General features: G+C 57.0%; 22 protein-coding genes and 1 other RNA gene. 9 read left to right on the top strand and 14 right to left on the bottom strand.

Translation table 11 applies throughout. The annotated features are described in order from the left end of the window. Window positions 1-7: 7 nt before the first annotated feature. On the bottom strand, window positions 8-1,639 hold the full coding sequence (locus tag VO84_RS12220) for an AsmA family protein (protein ID WP_058187875.1): 1,632 nt from the start codon (window positions 1,637-1,639) through the stop codon (window positions 8-10). Between the two features lie 132 nt (window positions 1,640-1,771). Further along, window positions 1,772-2,677, bottom strand: a complete 906-nt coding sequence (locus tag VO84_RS12215; protein WP_058187874.1) for an energy transducer TonB — start codon at window positions 2,675-2,677, stop codon at window positions 1,772-1,774. Here VO84_RS12215 and VO84_RS12210 point away from each other — a divergent pair. Continuing rightward, window positions 2,676-3,095, top strand: coding sequence for an antibiotic biosynthesis monooxygenase family protein (locus VO84_RS12210; protein WP_058187873.1), 420 nt, complete (start codon window positions 2,676-2,678; stop codon window positions 3,093-3,095). The genes VO84_RS12215 and VO84_RS12210 overlap by 2 nt on opposite strands. 531 nt (window positions 3,096-3,626) lie before the next feature. Here the strand turns inward: VO84_RS12210 and VO84_RS12205 are convergent. Beyond that, entirely contained in the window at window positions 3,627-4,790 is a 1,164-nt protein-coding gene (locus VO84_RS12205) for a VWA domain-containing protein (RefSeq protein ID WP_058187872.1), read from the bottom strand. A gap of 338 nt (window positions 4,791-5,128) precedes the next feature. Between VO84_RS12205 and recA the strand changes: the two genes are divergently transcribed. The 5 genes from recA to VO84_RS12180 all read left to right on the top strand — a co-directional run bounded on the left by recA (window position 5,129) and on the right by VO84_RS12180 (window position 11,993). Beyond that, entirely contained in the window at window positions 5,129-6,199 is a 1,071-nt protein-coding gene (gene recA, locus VO84_RS12200) for a recombinase RecA (RefSeq protein WP_058188741.1), read from the top strand. Window positions 6,200-6,366: 167 nt separating this feature from the next. Next, the gene (locus VO84_RS12195) at window positions 6,367-8,364 is read left to right on the top strand and encodes a PP2C family protein-serine/threonine phosphatase (RefSeq protein WP_058187871.1); all 1,998 of its coding nucleotides are present in this window, start codon (window positions 6,367-6,369) and stop codon (window positions 8,362-8,364) included. Between the two features lie 72 nt (window positions 8,365-8,436). Then, complete coding sequence (gene coaD, locus VO84_RS12190; protein ID WP_058187870.1) at window positions 8,437-8,919, top strand: pantetheine-phosphate adenylyltransferase; 483 nt, start codon at window positions 8,437-8,439, stop codon at window positions 8,917-8,919. A gap of 110 nt (window positions 8,920-9,029) precedes the next feature. Continuing rightward, window positions 9,030-9,365, top strand: a complete 336-nt coding sequence (locus VO84_RS12185; RefSeq protein WP_058187869.1) for a PadR family transcriptional regulator — start codon at window positions 9,030-9,032, stop codon at window positions 9,363-9,365. 3 nt (window positions 9,366-9,368) lie between these two features. After that, window positions 9,369-11,993 (top strand): ABC transporter permease, encoded by a 2,625-nt coding sequence (locus tag VO84_RS12180; protein ID WP_058187868.1) that lies wholly within the window; start codon window positions 9,369-9,371, stop codon window positions 11,991-11,993. A gap of 2 nt (window positions 11,994-11,995) precedes the next feature. Here the strand turns inward: VO84_RS12180 and VO84_RS12175 are convergent, their stop codons facing one another. Genes VO84_RS12175 through VO84_RS12165 form a run of 3 tightly spaced genes read right to left on the bottom strand, consistent with a single transcriptional unit; the run spans window position 11,996 to window position 14,314 of the window. Next, complete coding sequence (locus tag VO84_RS12175; protein WP_058187867.1) at window positions 11,996-12,550, bottom strand: isochorismatase family protein; 555 nt, start codon at window positions 12,548-12,550, stop codon at window positions 11,996-11,998. A gap of 34 nt (window positions 12,551-12,584) precedes the next feature. Continuing rightward, a complete protein-coding gene (locus VO84_RS12170) occupies window positions 12,585-13,883 on the bottom strand; it encodes an MFS transporter (RefSeq protein WP_058187866.1) in 1,299 nt (432 codons plus the stop codon). Then, a complete protein-coding gene (locus VO84_RS12165) occupies window positions 13,880-14,314 on the bottom strand; it encodes a MarR family winged helix-turn-helix transcriptional regulator (protein ID WP_058187865.1) in 435 nt (144 codons plus the stop codon). The genes VO84_RS12170 and VO84_RS12165 overlap by 4 nt, the downstream gene beginning before the upstream one ends. A gap of 134 nt (window positions 14,315-14,448) precedes the next feature. Here VO84_RS12165 and tyrS point away from each other — a divergent pair, with 134 nt between their 5' ends. Next, window positions 14,449-15,711, top strand: coding sequence for a tyrosine--tRNA ligase (gene tyrS, locus VO84_RS12160; protein ID WP_058188740.1), 1,263 nt, complete (start codon window positions 14,449-14,451; stop codon window positions 15,709-15,711). A gap of 12 nt (window positions 15,712-15,723) precedes the next feature. Here tyrS and VO84_RS12155 read toward each other — a convergent pair whose 3' ends face one another. The 5 genes from VO84_RS12155 to VO84_RS12135 form a co-directional block, all read right to left on the bottom strand. Next, window positions 15,724-16,011 carry a Dabb family protein gene (locus VO84_RS12155; RefSeq protein ID WP_058187864.1) on the bottom strand — a complete coding sequence of 96 codons (288 nt, stop codon included), beginning with the start codon at window positions 16,009-16,011 and terminating at the stop codon, window positions 15,724-15,726. Between the two features lie 20 nt (window positions 16,012-16,031). Next, window positions 16,032-17,468: a phosphoglucomutase/phosphomannomutase family protein gene (locus VO84_RS12150; protein ID WP_058187863.1), complete on the bottom strand. Its 1,437-nt coding sequence runs from the start codon at window positions 17,466-17,468 to the stop codon at window positions 16,032-16,034. 123 nt (window positions 17,469-17,591) lie between these two features. After that, window positions 17,592-17,930 carry a histidine triad nucleotide-binding protein gene (locus VO84_RS12145; RefSeq protein WP_058187862.1) on the bottom strand — a complete coding sequence of 113 codons (339 nt, stop codon included), beginning with the start codon at window positions 17,928-17,930 and terminating at the stop codon, window positions 17,592-17,594. A gap of 25 nt (window positions 17,931-17,955) precedes the next feature. Then, complete coding sequence (locus tag VO84_RS12140; protein ID WP_157439857.1) at window positions 17,956-18,789, bottom strand: DUF6236 family protein; 834 nt, start codon at window positions 18,787-18,789, stop codon at window positions 17,956-17,958. A 43-nt stretch (window positions 18,790-18,832) separates the two neighbouring features. Beyond that, entirely contained in the window at window positions 18,833-19,321 is a 489-nt protein-coding gene (locus VO84_RS12135) for a YybH family protein (RefSeq protein WP_082661929.1), read from the bottom strand. An 80-nt stretch (window positions 19,322-19,401) separates the two neighbouring features. On the opposite strand from VO84_RS12135, the gene VO84_RS12130 reads away from it, so the two are divergent. Beyond that, a complete protein-coding gene (locus tag VO84_RS12130) occupies window positions 19,402-19,953 on the top strand; it encodes a GNAT family N-acetyltransferase (RefSeq protein WP_058187860.1) in 552 nt (183 codons plus the stop codon). On the opposite strand, the gene VO84_RS12125 is transcribed toward VO84_RS12130, so the two are convergent. Together VO84_RS12125 and VO84_RS12120 are read right to left on the bottom strand one after the other, a co-directional pair. Continuing rightward, window positions 19,954-21,282, bottom strand: a complete 1,329-nt coding sequence (locus VO84_RS12125) for a M24 family metallopeptidase (protein WP_058187859.1) — start codon at window positions 21,280-21,282, stop codon at window positions 19,954-19,956. 342 nt (window positions 21,283-21,624) lie between these two features. Then, entirely contained in the window at window positions 21,625-22,593 is a 969-nt protein-coding gene (locus VO84_RS12120; RefSeq protein WP_197414004.1) for an Ig-like domain-containing protein, read from the bottom strand. A 216-nt stretch (window positions 22,594-22,809) separates the two neighbouring features. Between VO84_RS12120 and rnpB the strand changes: the two genes are divergently transcribed. Next, window positions 22,810-23,243: RNase P RNA component class A (rnpB, locus tag VO84_RS16295), an RNA gene on the top strand. Between the two features lie 153 nt (window positions 23,244-23,396). On the opposite strand, the gene VO84_RS12115 is transcribed toward rnpB, so the two are convergent. After that, the gene (locus VO84_RS12115; RefSeq protein ID WP_058187857.1) at window positions 23,397-24,323 is read right to left on the bottom strand and encodes a Kdo hydroxylase family protein; all 927 of its coding nucleotides are present in this window, start codon (window positions 24,321-24,323) and stop codon (window positions 23,397-23,399) included. Window positions 24,324-24,331 lie beyond the last annotated feature (8 nt).

Here is a 24,331-nt window from a genome sequence, read left to right as displayed (position 1 = left end):
GCTCCGGCTACTTCGGCTTGTCGTCATCTTTCTTCTTCTTTTTGAAGAGCCCGCTGATCGCATTCCCGGTTGCGGAGACAACCCCTTTTGCCGTCTGCTTGACCAGGATATGCGCAGCAGCCTTCGTGTCCACCACATAGATCGGCTTCTCCACCGTGCCTACTATGGTCACCGGAATATAACCCTGTCCGCTGCCAACTGAGGCCATCTTCGTCAGTCCACCAGCCACGCCGCTCGAAGGGTAGCTTTGTATGACATAGTGGAGCGCGCCATCCGGGCTTACGGTTCCCGAGCCGGTTGAATAAGCAACGTCGGGAATGTCGGACTCGATGTTCGTCGATGTCGAGCCTGCCCGCGTCGCCTTGGAGTCACAGGACATCCGACGAATGGAAGTATCCGGTTTCGAGATGGCCTTCCCCGCAAACGCCGCTGTCGAGCCCAGCTGTTCACCCAGGTTGTAGCCAACCAGCTTTGTATCGATCACCAGCACATGCCCCGCGGCGACTGCGGAGGCCAGCGGCCCGGTAATCGTGAAATCGACGGACAGCGTACCACCCTGCAGATGAGAGCCCAGCGGCAGGCGAACAGCAGCGGAAGGCAGCACCGCCTGAAGATCGTCTATCGGAACACTCTTGCCAGTCAATCGGAGATTCGCCACCGGCCCATCAGGTTTACTCTCGATCGTCCCGGTCATCTCGAACTTCGCATTGCCGACAGCTATATCGGACTGCGTAATCTTGACCAGTTGAGTGCTCAGATCCACCTCCGCCCTGCTTTGAATGGCGATCACTTTCGGCGAAGGTTTGCCCTTGGGCGCAAAGGTCATCGACGTCCCGGTAACTGCGCCACTTACGATTGCCGTAGTTCCATCCGAGGACAAGTTCCCATCCAGGCTCATCTGCCCCGAGATGCCGCTCGCGGGGTCAATCAATCCGTACCCGGAAAGATCCAGGTCGTGTATAGCCACGGAGGCGTCCAACGGAGTTGCCGCAACATTTGCAGAGCGGATAGGTCCAGCCTTGCCGGAAAGCCTGGCGTCGCCGCCGCCGGGCAGCTTGCTGGTGAGCTCGAAGTGAAACTGCGAAGTTGCGGAAAAGTCTGTCACAGAGATGTTGAAATCGTCATAGACCTGGACCCCTCGCTGCGATCCGACACCCGCCACAGTTAGCTTTCCATGATTGACTCTGAGCCGGGCCACTGAGAGCCGGGCATCGTTGTGGAGTTGCACGGCTTGACTCGTATGAGAAGCGCCCCCGAGCGATGAGAAGTTATAAGTGCCATCCGACGCCTTAAGGATGGAGATCTGCGGCTGATCGATGATGATTTCGGTAACGTTCAACTGCCGGGAAACGATCAGAGGCTTCAGCTCCACGCCAATCTCGACAGATTTAGCTTGAAGAAAAGCGGATTGACTGAACGCCGGATCGTCGGCAATCGCGATGTTGTCGGCGATAACCCTGCCGGCAAGGATCGACAGCCGCAGGTTGCCCAGTTTCACTTCGCGCCCCAGGGCCTCGCTTGCCTTCGCCTCAAGCTCCGGGCGGAAACGATTCACATCGATCAAAAAGGGCAGCGCCACCAGCGCCAGCAGTACCGCGGCAATTGCTCCCGCTGTAATCATCAGCCAGCGCTTCTTCATAGGCACCTCGTCTTCCGCTGCAGGATCGAAGAGCGCAAGCTCGCGCTTCCGCAGCGTACTCCAAACGATACCACCGCTACTAAGCGCAAAGCATCGAGGTAACTGCCGTAGAGCGACCAAAGTAAAGTAGCTTTACTGGAGCGTTGCAGCTTCATCGAGCTTCTTTTGCGCGTCTTGCGGCCGGTTCAGCACCTGCAACACCTGTGCATGAAGGTGTAAATCCTGATTCAAGCTCTGTCTATAGGAGTCACCGTGCTCAAAGCCAACCTGTTTGGCCCACGCAATGGCTTTTCTCCCAAAATCCTCAGCCGTTGAAAAGCTACTATCTGCAGACTGCAGGTCACCTGACTTAGCCTCTGCAAGGGCGAGCACCGTATAAGCAGCATTGCTGCCGGAATTGTCGTCATGCTTTAGCTGAACGACCATGACAGCCTTCTTTGCCCAGTTCAAGCCGGCGCTGAAATCATTGTTATATATCGTTGCCCATGCGGCCCATACATAGGCTGAGCGCTTTTCAATAAAGCGCCGATCCGATGGGAACTGCTCGGCAATTTTTGCGGCATGATCACAGACCGATGCAGCATTCGTGACATCCGAATGGTTTGAAACTGCCTTCCGGCACTCACCATCAACAGCGAAATACTCTTTCGCTGTTTTGAGCTCATCCGGTGTCGACCCGTCTTTTCCCAAATCAAATGCAATTGAGATGGAACCGGTAGCTTTGACGGCTTTGCCATCCTTTTCGAAAGGCTGAAAGGTCCACTGACGGAATGCGTCGATCGCTGCCTGCCGCAACATCGGGGGTCCGCTTTGTGCCTGGACGGATTCAACGCGGCCAGACGCGTCTATCTTCACGGAAAGCACTACTGTGCCCTGAACCTGCGCCGCTTTGGCAATCGGTGGATACACCGGGGAAGCCTGCTGCTGGGCATGGTGCCGAATCGCCGATTCATCCACAGTGAGAAAATCCTGAGCGCCTGCGATGAATGTCATTGTGGCGATGAACGAGGCAGCAAATACGAATAAACGAAATTGCATGGAAGTCTCCGGGGAGCGCTCTCATCATATCTTGAATATTCCGGGAATTGAGATGCTCAAATGCCGCCTTCATGCTTTCGCAGCAATTTACCTGAGCTACGATGGAATGCAGGACCAAATCATGTTCATCGTCGTCTGGCAGTTTGAAATCGCCGAAGAAAATATCGCCGCCTTTGAAGCCGCCTACGGCTCTGAAGGCCCATGGTCACAGCTCTTCCGCGAGTCTCCCGAGTACAAGGGCACAGAGCTGCTGCGCGACGCCTATGTACACGGCAGCTATCTCACCATTGACCGTTGGACCAGCGAAGAGGCCTTCCGCAGCTTTCGTAAAGAGCACGACGCAGCCTACGAAGCTCTCGACCGCCAGTCCGACGCGTTGACCACACGCGAAACTCGCATCGGCGCTTACGCGATCTGAGTCCACGGCTCCAGCTACAGCAGAATCCAGGCAGATATACCCGAGGCCAGGCCATCGCACGTTACTGCGTGGGTTGCCCTCTCGCACCCAAAATTCCTTCCAAATAGTTTGCGTAAAATTATCCGCATCTGTGCCATACTCGTGTTGTAGTCAAAAAAGGCCCGGTCCTCATAGACCGGGCCTTCGTATTTTTCACCCCCGACATCTCGCCGACAGCATTTCAGGATGAAGTTTGACGCACAAAAATGGCATTTAAACCCGCTTTAGACCGCATTAAGACACCCTTTTTCAGCTCAAAAAGTGATCTCAACTATTTTAAAATAAACAACTTACATGAAATGAAAACAAAAAACGCAAAATTTTCTCCTTTACAGAATCTGTAATTCTGTACCCGTCGCAGAACCTTAAACCGCTGAAAAAGAAACGGATAGCTCCGGAGCGTCTTAGCTTTTCCCCACAGATTCTGTAAGTCTGAAATCTTTACCCCTGTTTACGCCGCACAAGGGCAATTTCAGAAGTCGGGATTTTGTACTACGGCTTTGGAAACCCGGCATCCGGCTCAGGAACCTTTTCCGGCGGTGTGGTCTTGCCGCCAATCGCCCCCGGCTGCGCATAGTAGCCCGCGTTCGTGCGGACCTGTGCGTTCTGCTTGTCCACGCGCACTTCCAGCTTGTGATATTCATTTGGCTTTGCAGCAGCGGGGGCCTCAAAAGTCAGCTCGTAGTACGCGCCGGCATCCCGCATGGCTGAGTTGAGATCGCCCAGAGTGTCATTCGATGAGATGAGCGCGCGGCCGCCGGAGTGCTCAGCAAGCACCTGCTGCGCCAGATACGGATACTCGGCCTGATTCACCTTTGTCACCGGTTTCCGGTAGCTCTGGTAATAGAACGGATCCGCGTGCCCTCCCGGCGAACCCAGGCCAAACGGATCGAGGCTGTAAAGCGCAACACGCCCCTCACGTAAGCTGTTGGAGATCTCTACGAGTGTATTGAAAACCCATGCGCGCTGTTTGTCGCTGGCTTCCACGCCCGCATTCACCAGCATCGGCCATCCCGGGCCAATCATAAATACCAGCTTGCGTCCCGGCTGTTTCGCTTCAAAGGCGGCAATCTCCTGAAGTCCTCTGAGCGACTCCTGCAAGTGTTCCGCAGCTCCATAGAAACCGGCTGAACGGCCAACTGGACGAATTTCAGACTGTACCTTCTCAAAAGCGTTCTGCAGTTCGTGACCATCCCGGCTGTATCCGTTCATCATCTTCACGCCGTTTTCCGTCATTACAGCCAGCCCCATGGGATGTGCAAGCCTGCCGCCATCCTGATTGAAGAACTCGCTGATCTGTTCTCGCTGTCGCCCCACCTGAGTGACTGTGTTATTCAGCATGTCCACAACCAGCAGGACACTAAGACTATTCGGTTCCGCAGTTGGATCCACGGCACGAAAACTCACCAACTGGCGTGACTGGCCATTGTCCATCAAGGTAAAGCTCTGCTGATCAAGCCCGTGCAAAGGATGGCCAAGGTTGTCCGCCACAAAGACATCCAATGTAATGAGATTTGGCTTTGTGGGATCCTCTGACACTGCGGCGTGTGCCCGCTGAGCGGCAATAAACAGCACGACAACTGTCGCAGAAGTCAGCAGAAAACGCCGTATCGATGCCCCGGAAGACGAACCAGCCGCAGAACGATGGAATTGCATAAAACTCCTCCCTGAGCGGCAAACGCATGAAGCCCTTGCTTTTCAGGCTTTCCCCTTTGTTAAGACGGCCTATCTGCGGTCGAGGATGCAATCCTGCGCTGGATTGCATCTGGTTACTCATGAGCTACGTAAAAATCTTGAATTCGTCCCCGAATTTCGCCGTTTGTACGCTATCTTTGGTAATCTGAACCTTGTTACACTCGCTTCCACAAACTACCCTCAAGGAAATGTGGTTGACCGCAAAAAGTGCCCATGCGCGCTGAGAGTGTTGTTCTGTTGAACAGTGGTACGCGCAAGCTCTATTCTGAGGACCGCATAAGGAGACGTGCCAAATGGCCATTGCCGACGACCGTGCCAAAGCAGTAGAACTCGCCCTCTCACAAATTGAAAAACAATTCGGCAAAGGCTCTATCGTGCGGCTCGGCTCGCGTGAGGCGCTGATTCCTATCGCCGTCATCTCCACGGGTAGCATCAGCTTTGACGCTGCGCTCGGCGTGGGAGGCATTCCTCGTGGCCGCGTCGTTGAGATCTATGGTCCTGAGTCCTCCGGCAAAACCACGATCACGCTGCAGATCATTGCCGAGGCGCAAAAAAACGGTGGCCTTGCAGCCTTTGTGGACGCTGAGCACGCACTTGACCCCGGCTACGCCAAGAAGCTGGGTGTAGACGTGGACAACCTGCTGGTCTCGCAGCCGGACTCCGGCGAACAGGCGCTGGAAATCACTGAAGCACTCGTCCGCTCCGGCGCAATTGACGTACTCGTCGTCGACTCCGTCGCCGCGCTGGTGCCCAAGGCCGAGCTCGATGGCGAGATGGGCGAATCGCATATGGGCCTGCAGGCGCGGCTCATGTCGCAAGCGCTCCGCAAACTCACCGGCACTGTCTCGAAGTCGCGCACGGCTCTGATCTTCATCAACCAGATACGCGAAAAGATCGGCGTCATGTTCGGCAATCCGGAAACCACCACCGGCGGCCGCGCACTCAAGTTCTACTCCTCGGTTCGCATCGATATCCGCCGCATCTCTGCGCTCAAGGATGGCGATGTCGTAGTCGGCAACCGGACCAAAGTGAAGATCGTCAAGAACAAGGTCGCCGCGCCTTTTCGCGAGGCCGAGTTCGATATTCTTTACGGTGAAGGTATCAGCCGCGAAGGCGACGTTCTCGATCTTGCAGTGGCCAATAACATCGTCGAGAAGTCCGGCGCGTGGTACAGCTATGCAGGCGAGCGCATCGGCCAGGGTCGCGAGAATACCCGCAACTTCCTCAAGGAAAACAAGGAAACCTTTGCCAGAATGGACGCGGAATTGCGGAAAAAGCTGAACATCGGCGCCGCATCCAAGGCTGAAGTTCCTGAAGTCCCCGCCGGCGGCACGGCCGAAGCTAAGGAAGCCGTGAAAGCGCGGCGCTGACAGGGAACCACAGAACCACTCAGCGCGTACAAATAGCAAGGCCACCCCGAACACCGTGCTCAGGTTTTCCTCGGGGCAAATTGAGTTCGGGGCGTGTAAAGCACATGACAATGACCCGGCGAGCGCCAGTGCAGGACTCCTCGCGATGGATCTTTCGCTGGCTAGTAATGCTTTGTGCCCTTTCGCTCTGTCATGCGGGCGCGCAAACTCCTGCGCCCTCCACTACCGTGGCCTCTGCGCCAATCAATCTGCGCGGCGTCATCAACCTCACCGGCCCCTGGCGCTTTCAGATCGGCGACGATCCGAGCTGGGCCCAGCCCGGCTTTGACGATTCCACCTGGTCAGTCGTCGATCCGAGCCAGCCGCTTACAAGCCAGGGATTCGAGCCCTACACCGGCTATGGATGGTATCGGCTGCATCTTAGCAGCGCTCAGGTCGCTGCCTTCGGCAATTCTTCCACCAACGCTCCGTTGGAGCTGCTCATCACCGGCAATGCCGCCGGACAGCTCGTCGTCTTCGCAAATGGAGTAGAGACCGGCCACACAAAGGGAATGACCGAGCATCCGGTGGAGTACCAGTCGCCGCCGTTTGACGCTTCGCTCTATGCGCCGGATGCCTCTGGCGGGCGAGTGCTCGCGATCCGCACCTGGGCCGGTCCGAAAGATTTTATACATCGAGGCCTGCTTGTCAGGGTGGAGCTCGGTACTCGTCCCGAAATCTCGGACAAACTGGCGGAGTCCTCCGCCACTCAATGGAACGAGCACGCCACTGCTTCCATCGTCGTCGCATTTTTATTTCTGTGCGCAGCCATGCTAGGCGCGGCCCTTTTTCTGGCGCAGCGAAATCATTCGGAATACCTCTGGCTCTCACTGCTCTGCATAGCCGTTTCCATCTCAGGAGCGGTCGACGCATGCTTTGGCCTGGATGTGCTGTCGTTTCCCGCGTATCAAATTCTCTCGCGCTTTATTGGCCGCATCTTCATGGCAGTAACGCTTGAGTTTGTCCTTCGCTTCACGGCCAGTCCCTATCGCAAACTCGTCCGTGGCGTACAGATCGCCGTGCTTCTTCTGCCCTTTCTGGCGCTCACCCCTTTCGATCAGATATACGACTTCCTCTCGGTCGCTATTGAAATCGTGTTCTGCTCCCTTACCTGCGTCCTGCTTTTCCTGGCCTGGCGTAAACGTCGCGGCGACGCGGGCGCAATGCTCCTGCCATTCCTTCTTGCTGCCACAGCTGATTCCACCGATAACGTTCTCACATACGCAGCCAACAAACATTGGCTTCCGGAGCAGTTTGAGTCTCTGAGATTCCACATCGGACCAGTTGCATTTGGCCCTGGCACTGTCTCTTTTTCCATCTTTCTCATCAGTCTCGTCGTGGTCATTCTCTATCGATTCATCCGCGTCAGCCAGGACGAACAGCGTTCCAATGCAGAAGTCGCTGCCGCACGCAGCGTGCAGGCCTTACTGATTCCAACGCAGCTTCCCTCTACCCGCAATTTCATGCTGGAAAGCGCCTATCTGCCTGTCAACGGCGTCGGTGGCGACTTCTTCCAGGTGCTTCCGCTCAAGGACGAATCGCTTTTTATCGTCGTGGGCGACGTCAGCGGCAAGGGCCTGCAGGCAGCCATGAATTCGAGCACGTTGGTCGGCGCGTTCCGCAATGAACTGTCCCACGATCCCGCCACTGTGCTCGAACATCTCAATCGCGTGCTGCTTGGCGCCGTTTCCGCGCCCGGCGCAGTCCCGGAACTCGATGCTGCTCCTTGCTTTGCCACCTGCCTCTGCGCGCGCGTGTATCCCAACGGGGAGATGACTATCGCCAATGCCGGCCACCTCGGTCCCTACCGTGACGGCCGCGAAATCGAATTGCCTCCCGGCCTGCCTCTCGGCGTGATTGCCGACAACCGTTATGAGCAGATTACGTTCCAGCTCAATCGCGGCGAGCGTCTCGTTTTCCTCTCCGACGGCGTCGTCGAAGCCACCAATGAGGCCGGAGAGCTCTTTGGCTTCGAGCGCACGCAGCAGGTCAGCAACGAACCCGCCCGCTACATAGCCCAGACCGCCAAACGTTTCGGGCAGACGGATGACATCACCGTCGTCTCTCTCTATTTCTCCTCGCGCACCGTGCACAAGGACAACGAAGAGCCCGCCTATTCCAGCTGAGTGCCGCCGTGCTCCTTGGATGTGGGATACATATCTACGCAAATACCGTAAAATCGCGCAAGAGCCGCAACCATGAGCGCTAAGGCACTTTATCCCGGAACATTTGACCCGCCGACCAACGGCCATGTGGATCTGATCCAACGCGGGTCCAAGCTCTTTGAGCATCTCACCGTCGCCGTGCTCAATAACCCCGGCAAGAATCCGCTTTTCCCTGTCTTGGAACGTGTAGAAATGCTGCAGGAGGCAACGCGCGCGCTGGACAATGTCTCGGTGGCTACCTTTGATGGCCTCATGGTGGACTTTGCCCGCTCCATCGGTGCCTCGGCCGTGCTGCGTGGCATCCGCGCTATCTCCGACTATGAATACGAATTCCAGATGGCGCTCATGAACCGCCGCCTCGCGCCGGAAATCGAGACAGTCTTCCTCCAGCCCGCGGGCCGCTACTCCTTCGTCAGCTCGCGCATGGTCAAAGAAGTCTTCAGCTTTCACGGCGACATCTCCGGCCTCGTGCCTCCCAACGTCCTCAAGCGCCTGCGCAGCCGCATGCCTAAATAGCAAAATCTCACAATTTCATTTCAGTTTTCCTTCAGAGAATCTATCCGTCGATTATTTATCTTGCAAATCACATCTTGACACTCAAGAGTACACAATCTACTGTCATTGTCATGACGGATGAAAACACAGACGTAATCCAGGGCACGCTCGACATGCTGATTCTCAAGACCCTCAGCCTGGAGCCGATGCACGGCTTTGGTATTACGCGGCGCATGGAGCAGGTATCGCGCGGGGTCTTCAAGATCAACCCCGGCTCTCTGTTGACCGCGTTGCAACGTCTTGAACGCGCCGGCTGGCTTGACTCAGAGTGGCGACAGACAGAGAACTCGCGCCGAGCCAAGTACTACTCGCTCACCCGTGCCGGCAAGAAGCAGCTCGAAAAGGAAACCGCTGATTGGGCGCGCCGAGCATCTGCGGTAGCGCGTCTACTCAAGGTGGAGGCGTAACGCATGGCTTTCCTGCGCTCGCTCATCTATGGCATTCGAAATCTGCTGCGGCGCACAAAGCGTGAGCGCGATATCGCCGACGAGATAGAGCGATACTTTGAAGAGGCCGCAGCTGCGCAGGTCGAGCACGGCATGACTGCCGAAGAGGCGCGGCGCACCATCCGCATGGAGGCTGGAACAATGAGCTCAGCAAGGGCGCAGGCAAATTCGTATGGCTGGGAAAATTCCGTCAGCTCATTTTTTTCTGATCTCAGATTCGCGGCACGTCAACTTGCCAGGCATCGCGCCTTTACGGTGACTGCCACACTTACACTGGCGCTCGGCATCGGAGCCAACGCCGCTATCTTCACGGCAATTGATTCCATCCTCCTCGCTCCGCTTCCGTTCAATCATGCCGACAGGCTCGCAGTTCTAGGCACGCGCTACAGTAACACTGGGCGCACAACACGGCGCGTCACCGGACCGGATGGCGTAGACGTACGTGATCAGGCGAAGAGTCTCGAAGCGGTAAGCCTGATGGCCGGCGGCGAGGAAGGCGTGCAGTTGCGGGATCACGCTACATATACCGAAGTCACCTGGGTGGATGAGAATTTTCCGCGTGTTTACAGTTTGCAGCCCATCGCGGGAAGGCTTTTCTCGGATGCCGAGTCGCATCGCTCGGCTTTGGTGAACGAACAGTTTGCACGCAATAACTTTGGCAGCGCGCAGGCTGCGCTCGGCCAGACCGTTCACATTGAAAACGAAGCAATTGAAATTGTCGGCGTTCTTCCGGGCAGCTTTCATGAACCAGGCAAGACCGAGGTGTGGGAAGCATTTTCTCTTCTACCAGAATCGAAATCGCGCACAGCTTTTAACTACAGAGCTGTGGCTCTGCTGCGGGAAAGCACGAGCTTTCAGACAGCGCAAACGGAATTGAATAGCCTTTCCCAACGTTTGCAAACGGCCTACCCCGAAGATAATCGCAACAAGCAAATGGTGGCTCTGCCAATGACAGAAGCGTTGACCGGCAGCGCGCGGCCCACCCTGATGCTACTTTGGGGCGCAGTAGGCATCATCCTGCTCATTGCCTGCGTCAATGTGACGCATCTGCAGCTGGTGCGCTCCATGACGCGCCAGCGTGAGATTGCGATTCGCAAGGCGCTTGGCTCTTCACGCTGGCAGGTCATGCGGCCCGTGCTGCTGGAGAGTCTTCTGCTCGCAATACTGGGCTGCGCAGCAGGCTTGCTTCTGGCTCTGCCTGCTGTCCGAATACTGATCGCAATGGCTCCCAAGGAATTGCCACGAGCCGGCGAGATTCATCTGAACGGATGGGTGCTGGCATTTACGATGGCGATCTCAGTATTGACAGCGCTGGTTTCGTCGATCCTTCCGGCAATGCGCGCGGCAAAGGTAGCAGCAGCCGATGCGATGAAGCAGGATGCCTCTCGCGGCATGGAGCGTAAGGGTGCGGCCAGGCTGCGCGATGGCCTGGTCATTGCGGAAATCGCCGCAACCTTTGTTCTGGCTGTGGCCGCAGCGCTACTGCTGCGTACCATGTCCACACTGATGACCAGTGATCTGGGTTTTGAAACGCAGCGGATGCTAGTCGTGGATGCCGACAATCCTGCACATACTGACGATGACTATCGCCGCATGTTGCGGCAGTTCGACGAGATTTTTGCCAACCTGGCGGCCATACCTGGCGTGGAACATGTGGCAGGCGTAATGGGCCTGCCCATGGGGCCGTATGGCTCAAATGGCAACTACAACACACGTGGTGGACTGCCTGTGGAATCCCATCACGCGCCAGAGGCGATCTTCAGCGTAGCCAGCCCTGAATATTTCCAGACAATGGGCATTCCTATGCTGCGCGGTCGGGACTTCAATGCGCAGGACGCCTACGACAATCCGTTCGTTGTCGTCATCAGCCAGTCTGTCGCAAAGCAGAGCTTTGGCAACATCGATCCGATTGGCAAACAGATTCAATGCGGGCTTGATTCCGACAAGTGGATGACAATCGTCGGTGTTGTCGGCGACATTCGCCAGAACTCGCCCGCAGAAAACCCTGGGCCTGCGCTCTATATGCCGATGAAACAACATCCGGCCTACGCAAACCAGATCCATATTGTTCTGCGAACCCACGTAAAACCGCTGACGCTGATAAACACCGTACATTCGGAGATCGCGCGGGCAAATCCACTCATCGCCATGCGCTTTACCACCATGGACTCGATCGTGAATGAATCAATTACCGCGCAGCGATTCCGCGCAGCGCTTATCTCGCTCTTCGCTGCCGCCGGCCTGCTACTCTCCATGCTTGGCGTCTACGGAACAATGGCATACACAGTCGCGCAGCGCACCTTCGAGATCGGCATCCGCATGGCCTTTGGCGCGAATCGCGCTGTCATTCTCCGCGCCATTCTGCGCCATGCAGCCATCCTCGCCGGCATCGGCATTGCAGCAGGATTGGTGTTGAGCTTGCTGCTTGCCAGGCTTGTTTCAGCCATGCTGGTAGGCGTGCAACCCATGGATCCGGCAAGCCTGGGCGGAGCTTCTCTGCTGCTTCTGCTTACTGCGATCGCAGCAGCATCGGCCCCCGGCTGGAAGGCAACGCATATTAACCCTCTGGCAGCCTTACGCGCTGAGTAGGTTTACCCGCGCAACGCTTTCAGCACATTATCCGTCGTGTCCACTTCACCCATGCGCGGAAACGTCGTTTCCAAAGTGTGCTTGTGCGAAACAGGATTCAGGTCCGTCATTGCGTCTGAAACAAAGACCACGTTGTAGCCAAGATCAAATGCGCTACGCGCTGTTGCTTCAACACCCATGCTGGTAGCGATGCCGGTCATGAACACCTGCGTCACACCGCGTTCCTTCAGCTTCGCGTCGAGATCCGTTCCTAGAACCGCTCCCACGCGCTGCTTGCTGATCAGAATGTCCGAAGGCTGCGCATCGAGCTCCGGTACCAGGTCCGCCCAGTCTGGAGGAAAGGCACGATTTCCGAATCCCTGGTCAACGCGCCCCGGTGCGCGGCCAGTCACATTCACCAGCACCACAGGCAGTCCGCGCTCGCGAAACGCCTTTGCCAGCTCAGCCGAGCGGCTCACTACATCGGCGGAGCCAAGTTCAACAGTAAAGCCGGTTATTCCTTTCTGTAGATCAATCACTATCAGGGCGGCGGCGGAATCAAGTTGTGTCAGTGGCATCTTATTTTCCTTTCGGGAAGTGTAAGTAAGGGTTTCAATGTGCGGCTTCCTCAGCGACCGGTTCTAACTCGTCAGAAGGAAGCTGCCCTGTCTTGCAATAGATAGACTGCATCGATGCATTCATGCGAGGCAGGCGAAACGTAAACCAGATAGCGACAAGTACGCAGCACGCTCCGGTCAACATCACGGTACGCGGCGCGCCTATCCAGTGCGCCAGTGCCCCTACCATCAAGCTGCCAAATGGCGCGGAGCCAAAGAACGCCATCGTGTAGTAGCTCATCGAGCGGGCTCGCATATCTTCGCTCACCAGCGACTGAATCAGCATGTTGCTTGCCGATGCGCACTGCATCAGGCCATAGCCCGCAAAGCACATCAATACAAGCGATAACCACAGCCAGTTTGAGAAGCCAAAGAAGATCAGCGCAACGCCTGTCACCGCAATTCCGGACAGAATCACCCTGGAAAGTCCGGCAACGGATTTTCGAGCCGCCAGCAAGAGCGCGGAGACCATCATGCCAACCCCCGTCGCAGCAGAAAGCCAACCAAGCGTATGCGCACCGCCGTGTAACACCTGCGCAGCAAAGACCGGCAGCAGCACCGCAAACGGATATCCCATCAAACTTGTAAGCGCAAAGACCACTAGCGTCGTGCGAACTGGCTCGAAGGTGCGAACGTAATCCCATCCCTCGCGCATCTGCTCCAGCATTGTGCGCGTATGGCGCGTGACGGCCTCGCGCTCAATATGCATCATCAATAGCGATGCAATCACGGCCAGGTAACTAATGCCGTCGATGAGAAAACAAATGCCCTCGCCCCAGACCGCGATCACCATGCCTGCAATCGCCGGGCCAATCAGGCGCGCACCGCTGTTCATCGACGAGCTGATGGCGATGGCATTACTCAAGTCATTGCGGTCGTCCACCATCTGTACCAGGAACGATTGCCGAGCCGGCATATCGAAAGCGTTAATGATGCCCTGTACAGCAGTAAGAACAAGAATCTCCCAGAGATTGATCTGATGTGTCAGCGTCAGCGCGGCCATCACAAGAGCTTGCATTGCCGATGCGGCCTGTATCCAGGCCAGCAACTTGCGGCGATTGAGCCGCTCCACCCATACGCCCGCAAATGGACCTAATAGAAAGGAGACTATCTGTCCCGCAAAACTCACGACACCCAGCAGCAGCGCCGAGTTTGTGAGTCGATAAACCAGCCAGCTCGCAGCCAGTCTCGTCATCCACGTTCCAATAACGGAGATGCTCTGACCCGCAAAGAAGAGCTGAAAGTTCGGCGAGCATAGCGCCCGCCACGCATGCGAAAACCGCGCTTCGCTCACTTCTGCACCATCCGCCGGAGAATCTCTCCAGCTGCAAAAAGCGTCTCCTGATCCTCTTTGCTTAGTTCAGCAACTGCCCGCATCATCCATGAGTGCTTCGCGCTCCGCACGCTTGCGCGTACTGCCGCTCCCTTGCCCGTAATCGAGAGAATCATCTGGCGGCCATCGGAGGGATGCGGCGATCGCTCAATCAGAGCCTGCTCCTCAAGCTCTGCAACCACTGTTCCCATCGACTGCGGCCGCATACTCTCTGCGCGCGCCAACTCGGCTGTCGTCGCAGGACCTTCTTTTTCGAGCCGTCCCAGTACCAGTGATTCCGTCATCGAAAGTTCATTCGATGACATGATCGCAGCCGAGCGCACGCGGCGCACCAGGAGACCGATAGCCTGGATCAAATCCGAGATGGCAGTATCGAGCGATCTTTTCGCCATACGATAATTTTTACATATTAGAAGTTTAACTTGCAAGTTTACCTGTTTAATATTTAGAGAGAATTACCCGCGGAAATGTCGGGGAGATGAAGCAAAAGCGAACCGTGCCGCGGCAAATTTATACTGATAGAAGTATGAGCGCGTTTCTACCCGTAGACGAACAGTTGGATTTACTGCAAAAGGGCGCGGCCGAAATCATCCGCGTCTCCGACCTGCGCGAGCGCCTTGAAGAAAGCCGCAAGACAGGACGCCCGATGCGCGTCAAAGCCGGCTTTGATCCCACCGCACCCGACCTGCACCTGGGCCACACCGTACTGCTGCGCAAGCTTAGGCATTTTCAGCAGTTGGGGCACACAGTCATCTTTCTGGTGGGAGACTTTACTTCGCTCATAGGCGATCCGACCGGGAAGAACGTGACCCGCAAGGCGCTGAGCCGGGAGCAGATCGACGAGTACGCCAGAACCTACCAGCAGCAGGTCTTCAAGATTCTCGACGAAAAGCTCACCGAAGTCCGCTACAACTCCGAGTGGCTGGGCAAACTGGGCTATGAGCAGACCATTCGCCTTGCGTCGCACTTCACCGTCTCGCAAATGCTCGAGCGCGACGAGTTCCACAAGCGCTTCCAGAACGAACAGCCCATCAGCCTCCACGAGCTCCTCTACCCCCTCATGCAGGGCTATGACTCCGTGGCTCTTGAATGCGATGTCGAGTTAGGCGGCACCGACCAACGCTTTAATCTCGGCGCTGGCCGCGAGCTCCAGCGCCACTACAATCAGAAGCCGCAGATCGTGCTCATGACGCCGATCCTCGAAGGCCTCGACGGCACGCAGAAGATGTCGAAATCGCTCGGCAATGCCATCGGTATCCAGGAACCGCCATCCGAAATGTACGGCAAGCTCATGTCCATCTCCGATGAATTGATGTGGAAGTATTGGGTTTTCCTGACGGACCTGAAGCAGAGTGAAGTCGACGCAATGAAAGAAGAAGTCGCTGCCGGAACCCTGCATCCCATGGAAGCCAAAAAGCGCCTCTCGCGCACCATCACGGCAGGCTTCCACGGTGAGGCCGCCGCGCAGGCTGCCGACGAAAACTGGGCCCGCATGTTCCAGCAGAAGACTGCCAGCGAAGACCTCGAAGAGGTCCACATCGCTTTCGCCGATGTCGAAGGCCCCGCCGAAATCCTGCAGATCCGTCTGCCGAAATTATTGATCCAGCTAGGCCTCGCCGTCAGCGGCGCAGAAGCCAGTCGGAAGATCGCCGAAAAGGCCGTCAAGCTCGACGGTGAAGTCGCCGCCAACTCGCTCGTTCCCATCGACTTTCTGCCTGCAAAGTTTGTCGTTCGCCTGGGCAAACGCGCCAAAATCGCAATCATCGGCGGCGTAGGCGAAGGTGTCTAGCCCGCGAGTAGATTAAGCCTCGAAATCCAGTTCTACCGGCTCAATCAGTGGGACCAGCCAATCCAGCAGCGCCTGGTGCTGTGGATGAATCGTATACGCATCCGCAGCGGCCTTGTCCGTAAAGGTCATCAACCCGGCAAAGGTAAATCCCTGGTTGCGCGGCGAGACATTCTCACCGACATGCACGTCGATCAACCCTGGAATCGCACCGCGAAATGCGAGGATCGCGTCCTTCGCGCTATTCTTCTGGCTATCAGCGGCTTCTGGCCTCCAGCGAAAACCAAAAATGTGGATAAACATTCGTGTCTCCTCTCGCAGGCTCAGTTTCCCAGCGCAAAGCTCCGCGCCGACTCCAACAACTTCTTCACATTCTCCGGCGAAGTCGACTCGGTGTAAATTCGCATCAACGGCTCCGTGCCGCTGGCGCGCAGCAGAATCCAGGTCTCTGCGGCATTGGGCTTCGTCGCCGCTTCGGGATTGTCGAGATAGAATTTCACCCCGTCCAGCGTCTCTTGCCGCAGAATCTTCATCCCCGCAAAACCAACATCGCCCGTCTTAAGCGCCTTAGCCCGCGCAATCGCACCATTTTTGATCTCGTCAGAAATATGCAGATCGATGCGTCCATAGTGATGCTCGCCATACTCAGCCTGCAGATCGGCCACAAGCTGCCCCAGCGTCTTGCCTTCCTCCGCCATCACGTTCGCCAGCAGCAGCGCATTCAGCAAGCCATCACGCTCCGGCAGATGCCGTTGAAAGCCAATGCCGCCCGATTCCTCACCGCCCATCACAATCTCGCGCTCCAGCATCAGGTCGCAGACGTACTTAAAACCGATCCCGTGCTCAATCAGCTCGCGCCCGTATTTCGCCGCAATCCGATCCAGCATCTTCGTCGTGTTGAAGGCCCGCGTCACCGCGCCCGGCCAGCCTTTGCGCTTCAGCACCCAGCTCAACAGCACTGAGAAAATCTTGTGTGGATCGACAAAATTTCCATGTTCGTCCGTCGCGCCAATGCGATCCGCATCGCCGTCCGTACAAAGTCCGGCATCGCATCCATGCGTCACCACCGCCTCACCCAGCGCGCGAATATGCGGCTCGATCGGTTCCGGGTTAATCCCCGGAAAGAGCGGGTTCACCTCGCCGCGAATCTGCACGTGCTCCACGCCCAGCCGCGTAAAGATCTCTGAAAGAATCGTTCCCCCCGCGCCATACATCGAGTCAATGCAGAACTTAAATTCAGACTTCACAATCTGTCCCAGATCCGTGAAGCTTTCAATTGCCGCCAGATAATCCGGTAGAAAATTCACTTCCGTAATCGCCGCAGACTTAGCCGCCGCAGGCACCGGCGCCCCCAGAAAGCTCTCAATCTCCGCAATCATCGAGGGCTTTCCCGACCCACCATACCAGCCCTTATACTTCACGCCGTTCCACTGCGCCGGATTGTGCGAAGAGGTAATCATGATGCCGCCGGCGGCTTTCCGCCCACGCACCCCATAGCTCAGCGCCGGCGTTGGCGTAATACGATCCGCCAGTAGCACCGGAATCCCTGTAGCCGCAACGACTTCGGCACAAGTCCGCGCAAAGGCCTTCGATCCAAAGCGCGTGTCGTAGCCAATGCACAGCCCCTTCGCATGGTCCTCCTTGGCATGTACATACGCGGCAACCGCTTCCGCCGCTGTGCGCACATTCGCAAACGTAAAGTCGTCTGCAATTACACCGCGCCAGCCGTCGGTGCCAAACTTGATTTGAAGATGAGGCATCGTGAACCTTCTCTCCTTAATAAGCGAAAATAGGAAATATCTAATTTGCTCCGCATTGTGATCAATGCAGCCCTGAGAAATCAAAAATATATCGAGAAACAATCGCCAGGCAGCAATGCCATTTTAGCCCGGCGGCCAGCCGAGTCCCCGACCACCCAGCAGATGCAGGTGCAAGTGGCCTACAGTCTGTCCACCATCCGAACCGGTATTCGCCACCACGCGATACCCTGCGCCCAATCCCTTGCTGCGCGCAATCTCTGCTGACACGGCCATCAGGTGCCCCAACATCGCCGTGTCTTCCGGCCCCGTCTGCGCTAAAGAGGCGATGTGCACACGCGGCACAATGAGAATATGCACTGGCGCCTGCGGGTTAATGTCCGCAAAGGCGTAACACTGCTCATCCTGGTACACAGCTGTGCTAGGAATGCTTCCATCGATAATCTGGCAAAAGAGGCAACTCATCGTGCTCAGTGTACAAGACCGGAGTTCAGTGGACGGCTTCCTCGAAATGATAGACAACCCCGCCGGGAGCGCATTTGCGCTCCGCCAATTCCATCCAGCGGGGTGTGCGACTTTCGTTGAACCATGTAGCACCCTCCTTGAGGACACCAACAGCATCGCCGGTTGCTGCCGAGACAAGAATCGAGAGAATCTTGACCCGCGTTGTACGCTGCTGCTCCTTCATGGCCGCCGTGTACTTATCCGCCATCTCATTAAAGTCCTGGATCGCGCGACGCAAGCCACCTTCGTGATCGGGCGCGAGCAGAATGGCAGGGATGCGAAGATACTTCCATTCGTTTAGATCCTTCATCGCCTGTTGAAATGCGGCGCTTTCGCGCATGCGAATCAGGTCTTCAAGCGGGGTGTCATGATCCGGCACCGGAAGAGTCTGTGCAATCTCCACTGTCAAGGCTTCGTTGACTTCGCCCCAGCTCACCAGGCCCATCGCACCGCGTGCCATGCCATAGGTTGCCATGTTTCCGTACACAGGCACCGCCTCCACGCCGTCGACGGTCATCTTCTTGGCTAGCATGATGCGTGTATCCATGTAGGTATCGCGACGGATGCCGCGCGCCAGGGCCTCAGCCATCAGCGGAGAGCGCCACTCAACATATTCCTTCGTGTCCCACTCGTAGCGCCGTGCGGCGCCAGATTGCTCAAGGAAAGCAACGTCGGCTTCGAGCCGATCAAGTTCTTCAGCAGTCTGGTCGCCGATGGGCGAAGAGGGAATCGGCACGACGATCTTGTCGAAGAGTGCAAGCGCCTGGCGATAGATCGGCTTGCGGTGGTCGGTAATGGAGAGTGTGGCCCAGGTTTCCATGGCAACCTCCTGAATGAATCGTGTGCCGCGCACAGCAAAGGTTTCAACTCGTGTGGTCCAGAATGATCTTCCACCCTTTCGGTCCTTTGCGCCATACCAGTGAGAATATGCCGTCATCCTTCTTCGCTTCGCCCTTGGCCGTGCGCTCAAGGTGAAACTTCCCCGTCACCAGTGCCAGCTCAGCTTTGCCGCATGCACCCGGCAGCAGCCGTATGTCCAGATCGGTAAAGGTCAGCTTTCCCATCTGCTCTGCAGTCGTATAGCTCTGCTTGTATCGCTCCAGGATCGGCCTATAGCCTTTGCGCAGAGTCATACCAATGAACGTCGTGTCGGGCGAATCCTCATAGGTCTGCATAAACGTATCCACATCCGCGCGGTTCCACGCATCAGCCTGCGCTGTAATAGCTTCGCGAATGCTTGAGTCCGCCTTGGCAGCCTCTGCGGCAGCCGGATTCACAGCGGGCGCGGTTTGCGCGCTTAGCGCAGCACAAGCTGTACCCACCAGCACAACAGCAAGAAGAGCTGATTTCATACAATATGCCTCCGTCAAGTAAAAGTCGCATTCAGCTTACAATGATTCACGGCTTCTACATTCAATGATTCAAGGTTTCTATGGAGTTTTCTGGATTCAAGTTACGCCTCGCCACGCCTGCCGACCTTTCCGCCCTGCACGCGCTGATTGAAGCCTCCGTACGAAGCCTGCAGGCCAATGACTACACGCCTTCGCAAATCGAAGGCGCTCTCGGCACCGTGCTCGGCGTGGACACGCAACTTATCGCAGATCAGACTTATTTCGTAGCTGAATCTCCCGAGCGAAATCGATTGGTTGCCTGTGGCGGATGGTCGAAGCGCAAGACCCTCTTCGGCTCAGACCGTGGCCCGGGACGTGAGCCGGAGCTACTCAACCCCGCCACAGACGCAGCCAAAGTCCGCGCCATCTTCGTGCATCCAGACTTCGCTCGTCAGGGCTTGGGCTCACTTATTCTCTCCACAGTAGAAGACGCCGCCCGCGCCGCAGGCTTCCGCCGCTTCGAGATGGGATCGACACTCACCGGCGTCCCGCTCTACACACTCAAAGGTTATGTCGAAGCCGAACGCATCGCAGTCCCGCTCTGGAATGGTGACGCACTGCCCATCGTCAAGATGGTTAAGAGCGCGGAGTAGTTAATACCCCATCCCCCCAAACGGATCCTCAATCGACGGACTCTGCGGGGTCAGCAGCTCTGCGCCGTTTTCCGTGACAAGCAGATCGTCCTCCAGCCGCACGCCAAACTCACCCTTGATATATACGCCTGGCTCGTCGCTCAGCGTCATCCCGGCCTTCAGCTTCGGCGCAAGATCCCACCCATACATATCGTTCTTCACAAAATACGGCCACTCATGCATATCCATGCCGATGCCGTGCCCCACGCGATGCGTAAAGTACGTGAACGCCGGCCCATAGCCGCCATCCACAATCACCTTGCGTGCAGCAGCATCCACATCGCCCGTCACCACCCCCGGCCGCGCCGTTTTCAACGCAGCCGTCTGTGCCGCCTTCACAAGATCAAATACCTTCTTCATCTTGTCCGTCGCCTTGCCCAGCACAAAGGTCCGCGTAATGTCGGAGGTATAGCCTTCTACCACGCAGCCGTCATCGAGCATCAGAATCGATCCGTCCTTCAGTGTCTGCGGCTTGGGCGAGCCATGCGGCAGCGCCGTAAACTCATCGATATTCAGTGACGCATCTCCCCGAAAACCGACCTGCCGGTAGCCCAGATCTACGAGCTTCTCAACATCCGCATTCGTCATACCGGGATGCACGGACCGCGCCACCGCACGATAGACCAGCAATGTCGCCTTGCAGGCCAGACGCATGCATTCAATCTCGTGTGCATCCTTCACCATGCGGCAGCCCGCAGTCACCGGCGTCGCGGAAACGATCGTCAAATGCGAATTCGCCGCACGAATCGAATCCGCGAAGACAAACTTCGTATTCTCATCAACGCCCACAGTGCCCGTCGATATGCCTCGGTCGCGCAGCCCCTTGCCAACCAAAGCAAACGGGTTCTCATCCTCTTGCCACGTCAGTATGTCGGCGTTTTTGCCAAACGGCCCCGCATCCAGAATCTCCCTTGCACGGTCTTCCTCAAACGCAGGCACCACCAGGAACGGCTTTGCCTTGGCAGGAATCACCAGAGCCCATAGCCGCTCGCTGCCATAAAGCCGCAGGTCTGCAAAGTACACCGACGAAGTCCCGCCCGTAAGCACAATCGCATCGATCTTGTTCGCCGCCATCAGTGTTTTCGCGCGATCGATTCGAGCCAGTCGCTCAGCATTCGTAAATGGCCGTGATTGTCCCGCAAGCTTCGGCAGGCTCGTAATCTCAGGCCATGACTGGGACTGAGACTGCACCATGCTCGATTCAGCATGAGCCAATGCGAGCGGTGCGGCAGAAGAAGCAAAGGCAGCTCCGGCGGTAGTCGAGAGAAAACGGCGGCGTGAGAAAGACATAGCTCTCCTAAAATTCAGAAATTCGTGCAGGAACATTCAGAATAAGTTACTGTACCGGCATCAGCTCGATGTAATCCAATGCCGCCGGGTCGCCTTTATCCGGCACACCTTCGATGGTAATCGTGTCGCCGGGCTTCAAATCAATATCCGGCGCAGAGAATCGCGCCGAGTTATCCCCGTGCAGCCGCCGACTCTGCCAGCGCCAGAAAAAGCCCCCAATAAATCGCTTTGTTCATTGCAGAAGAAGTCTAGTTCAGCGCTTCACACTGCGTCGAATCTGACCCTCAATCACAACAAAAAAGCCGCGCACGATGCGCGGCTTTTTCTTCTAGTTCACGAGAGTCAGTTCGCTAGCGTATTCACCGTCAGCGCAAACTGTGTTGAATGTGTTGTCGCCGAAACGCCATTGCTCGACTGTGCCGTTACCAGCAACTGATAGGTCCCCGCCGGTGTGGGCAGGTTAGGGTTCGGCCCGTGATTGTAGTAGTTGTAAAGCGGCGAGCAAGCCGACATACCCAGAGAAGTCGCCACGCCCACCAGCGCAATCAGCATCAGCCGTGCCCAGCCGCGCTTGCGTGCTCCAAATGCCAGTCCCACCAACCCCGCAGCACCAGGCAGCAGAATCGCCAGCGCCATGCTATTGCTGCGTTGCAGCATTGCTCCACGCTTTCCCGTAGCCTGCGTGGCTACCACCATATCGCTCGTCACCGCCGCCGTCGTATTCGGCTGAATCTCCACATTCTGCGGCGTAAACGTACAAGAGGACTGGTCAGGAAAGCCCGAGCAGGAGAGCGTCACAAACATCGGACCGGTCAATGCACTCGCATCCACCGGCGTCAGCGATACAACCGAGCTTCCGCTCTGTCCCTGCGTCAGCGTCATGGAGGCCGGATTCAGCGCCACCTGGAAATCCGGTGTTCCGGTAGCCTCTGCCGTCACCTGCGCGGTCGCGGAGTTCGATCCCGCATGAGCCGTGTCGCCTGCGTAAATGGCGCGCAGCGTATGCGTGCCCGCAGCCAGATCCAGTGTGATCTCTGCCTGCCCTGCGGCATTCAGCGCCGTGCCGGCCAGCGGCTTACCGCCGTCCTCCAGCGTAACCGTGCCCGCAGCTGCCTTGCCGTCCTCTCCCGTGACGGAGACCGTAAAGACTCCCTGCGTGAGATTGCTCCCATTGCGGCTCTCGATACGCGTGTGGGCCTCAAGCCTCGTCTGTGTGGCAGGGGAATCCGTCGCGGCGAGCGCCACGCTCCCCATCACGCTCAATGACCCCACCAACATAAGCCGCAGACCGCGGCCAATCGTACCTCTCACGTGCGCCTGCTCCAGCATTCTCAAAAAATCTCTCTTATTTCTGCTCACTAGCCGAATGAAACCATTGTATCGGACTGCCTGCGGTGGGGCGAACCACACCTCCGGCAATTACGCATACGGATAAGCATTGGACGTATCAGCACGCAATCCGGAAGTATCGCGAGAATCCACTGCTGCCTGACTCCCGATCCCTGCTTTCCGGTACACTAGCACTGGCAGGAGGACCGGGCGGTCGCTGCCGAAGAAATGCGAAAGCATGACTTCGGGGGAGGAAAGTCCGAACTCCGCAGGGCAGTGTGCCGGATAACGTCCGGGACGCGGGCGTCAAGGCCCGTGGACGGCCAGTGCCACAGAGAAGATACCGCCTGAGTGGCCTCGCGGCCAGTCAGGTAAGGGTGAAAAGGTGCGGTAAGAGCGCACCGCTGTCACGGTAACGCGGCAGGCAGGGTAAACCCCACACGGAGCAAGACCAAATAGGGAGGAAAGCGCGCTAAAAGAGCCACGGCGCGCTCCGTATCGGCCCGATGCGGCAAGGCGGCTTGAGCAATTGCCGAAACCTCCGGGTAGGTCGCTGATGAGCGTAAGCGGTAACGCTTCGCCTAGAGGAATGACCGCATAAACAGAATTCGGCTTATGAGTCCTCTTGCTGTTCATGATCGGCCCCGCTCAGGTATATCCCTGACGGGGCCGAGCCATTTTGTGGCGGGGCCAATTTTCCGATTTCGTTGTCACTTGTCGCTCGCATACATCAGGGTATGCGTCGCTCCTCTTTCCTAGAACTCGAGAAAATTGGCTCCCACCGCTTAAACCAGCCTTGCGCCGGCCATCTTTTCAAGCACCGCTACGGGCGCGGACTCCGGCGTCACCATCGCTGCCGGATCCACCAGGAACGTCTGCTCCAGCGCATATTGCCCGGCAAGCACCGCATGCGGCACCGTCTCCGTGTACACCATCCAGCTTGAGCCAGGTGCGAAGCGCACTTCCTCTCGTACGCAGCCGGCCTGAAAAGCTGCATCTTCCTTCATGGTGTTGTGCAGTTGCATCATGAACTCGTCGTATGGGGTGCGCTTCCACTGCGGAACGGCTTTGTCCAGCCCTACTGCCTGCGCGATCTGTTTGCCTGCACGCGCCAAACCACTATCAGGCTGCGGAACCGCAATCTTTGCCGGCGCAAACTGTCCCACGATCTTTGCAAACGGCTCGCCCGTCACCCAGTCCCGTGTCCGCGTGGGGTGAATGTTGTGAAAGAAGCGGAGAATTCGCCAACCCTTTGTCGGCCGAGTCGGAAACGCGTCCGTATGTAGTAGGTCGTTCCGCTTCCGCACGCTCAGATCGCGTCCCTGTTCTTCAATTGGCCGGTAGCTCGCGTAATCGAGTGTCCATCTGCGCTGATATGGCGCAAGGAACCGCATCAGAAACTCTTCCACGCTCGCTGAATAGCGCCGCATAATCGCGTGCAGCTCCCGGACAGCCTCCGGCGGCGAAGTTTTCTCATCCACGCCAGTCAATTCATCTCGGTTCGGCTTGTACGCGATGTTTTTATGCAGCCGGCTGTCGGTCTGCTCACCGGTGAGCAGCGTCTTGAGGTCGCCTTCGGGGATCGCTACCGGCGTCTGGGGAAAATACACGACCTGCCCGGCCTCAAGCGCGGCGCACCAGTTGCGAATCGGCTCGCCGCCATTTGTGCTCGCAAGCTCGAGATCATCTTTTGAAATCGAATAGACAGGCATCGCATTGC

It is taken from the genome of Occallatibacter gabretensis (assembly GCF_001449115.1).
In the GTDB taxonomy this organism is placed as follows: Bacteria; Acidobacteriota; Terriglobia; order Terriglobales; family Acidobacteriaceae; genus Telmatobacter; species Telmatobacter gabretensis.
The sequence above is the reverse complement of the archived record's forward strand: the minus strand, read 5'-3'. Positions and strand labels throughout refer to the sequence as shown.

Coding starts and splice junctions, on each gene's coding strand:
- VO84_RS12135 (WP_082661929.1), bottom strand. CDS start 19,321: ATGAAATCAGCTCTTCTTGCTGTTGTGCTGGTGGGTACAGCTTGTGCT.
- VO84_RS12205 (WP_058187872.1), bottom strand. CDS start 4,790: ATGCAATTCCATCGTTCTGCGGCTGGTTCGTCTTCCGGGGCATCGATA.
- VO84_RS12220 (WP_058187875.1), bottom strand. CDS start 1,639: ATGAAGAAGCGCTGGCTGATGATTACAGCGGGAGCAATTGCCGCGGTA.
- VO84_RS12140 (WP_157439857.1), bottom strand. CDS start 18,789: ATGGAAACCTGGGCCACACTCTCCATTACCGACCACCGCAAGCCGATC.
- VO84_RS12165 (WP_058187865.1), bottom strand. CDS start 14,314: ATGGCGAAAAGATCGCTCGATACTGCCATCTCGGATTTGATCCAGGCT.
- VO84_RS12215 (WP_058187874.1), bottom strand. CDS start 2,677: ATGCAATTTCGTTTATTCGTATTTGCTGCCTCGTTCATCGCCACAATG.
- VO84_RS12175 (WP_058187867.1), bottom strand. CDS start 12,550: ATGCCACTGACACAACTTGATTCCGCCGCCGCCCTGATAGTGATTGAT.
- VO84_RS12185 (WP_058187869.1), top strand. CDS start 9,030: ATGACGGATGAAAACACAGACGTAATCCAGGGCACGCTCGACATGCTG.
- VO84_RS12125 (WP_058187859.1), bottom strand. CDS start 21,282: ATGTCTTTCTCACGCCGCCGTTTTCTCTCGACTACCGCCGGAGCTGCC.
- VO84_RS12115 (WP_058187857.1), bottom strand. CDS start 24,323: ATGCCTGTCTATTCGATTTCAAAAGATGATCTCGAGCTTGCGAGCACA.
- VO84_RS12155 (WP_058187864.1), bottom strand. CDS start 16,011: ATGTTTATCCACATTTTTGGTTTTCGCTGGAGGCCAGAAGCCGCTGAT.
- tyrS (WP_058188740.1), top strand. CDS start 14,449: ATGAGCGCGTTTCTACCCGTAGACGAACAGTTGGATTTACTGCAAAAG.
- VO84_RS12145 (WP_058187862.1), bottom strand. CDS start 17,930: ATGAGTTGCCTCTTTTGCCAGATTATCGATGGAAGCATTCCTAGCACA.
- VO84_RS12210 (WP_058187873.1), top strand. CDS start 2,676: ATGGAAGTCTCCGGGGAGCGCTCTCATCATATCTTGAATATTCCGGGA.
- VO84_RS12180 (WP_058187868.1), top strand. CDS start 9,369: ATGGCTTTCCTGCGCTCGCTCATCTATGGCATTCGAAATCTGCTGCGG.
- coaD (WP_058187870.1), top strand. CDS start 8,437: ATGAGCGCTAAGGCACTTTATCCCGGAACATTTGACCCGCCGACCAAC.
- VO84_RS12150 (WP_058187863.1), bottom strand. CDS start 17,468: ATGCCTCATCTTCAAATCAAGTTTGGCACCGACGGCTGGCGCGGTGTA.
- VO84_RS12130 (WP_058187860.1), top strand. CDS start 19,402: ATGGAGTTTTCTGGATTCAAGTTACGCCTCGCCACGCCTGCCGACCTT.
- VO84_RS12195 (WP_058187871.1), top strand. CDS start 6,367: ATGCTTTGTGCCCTTTCGCTCTGTCATGCGGGCGCGCAAACTCCTGCG.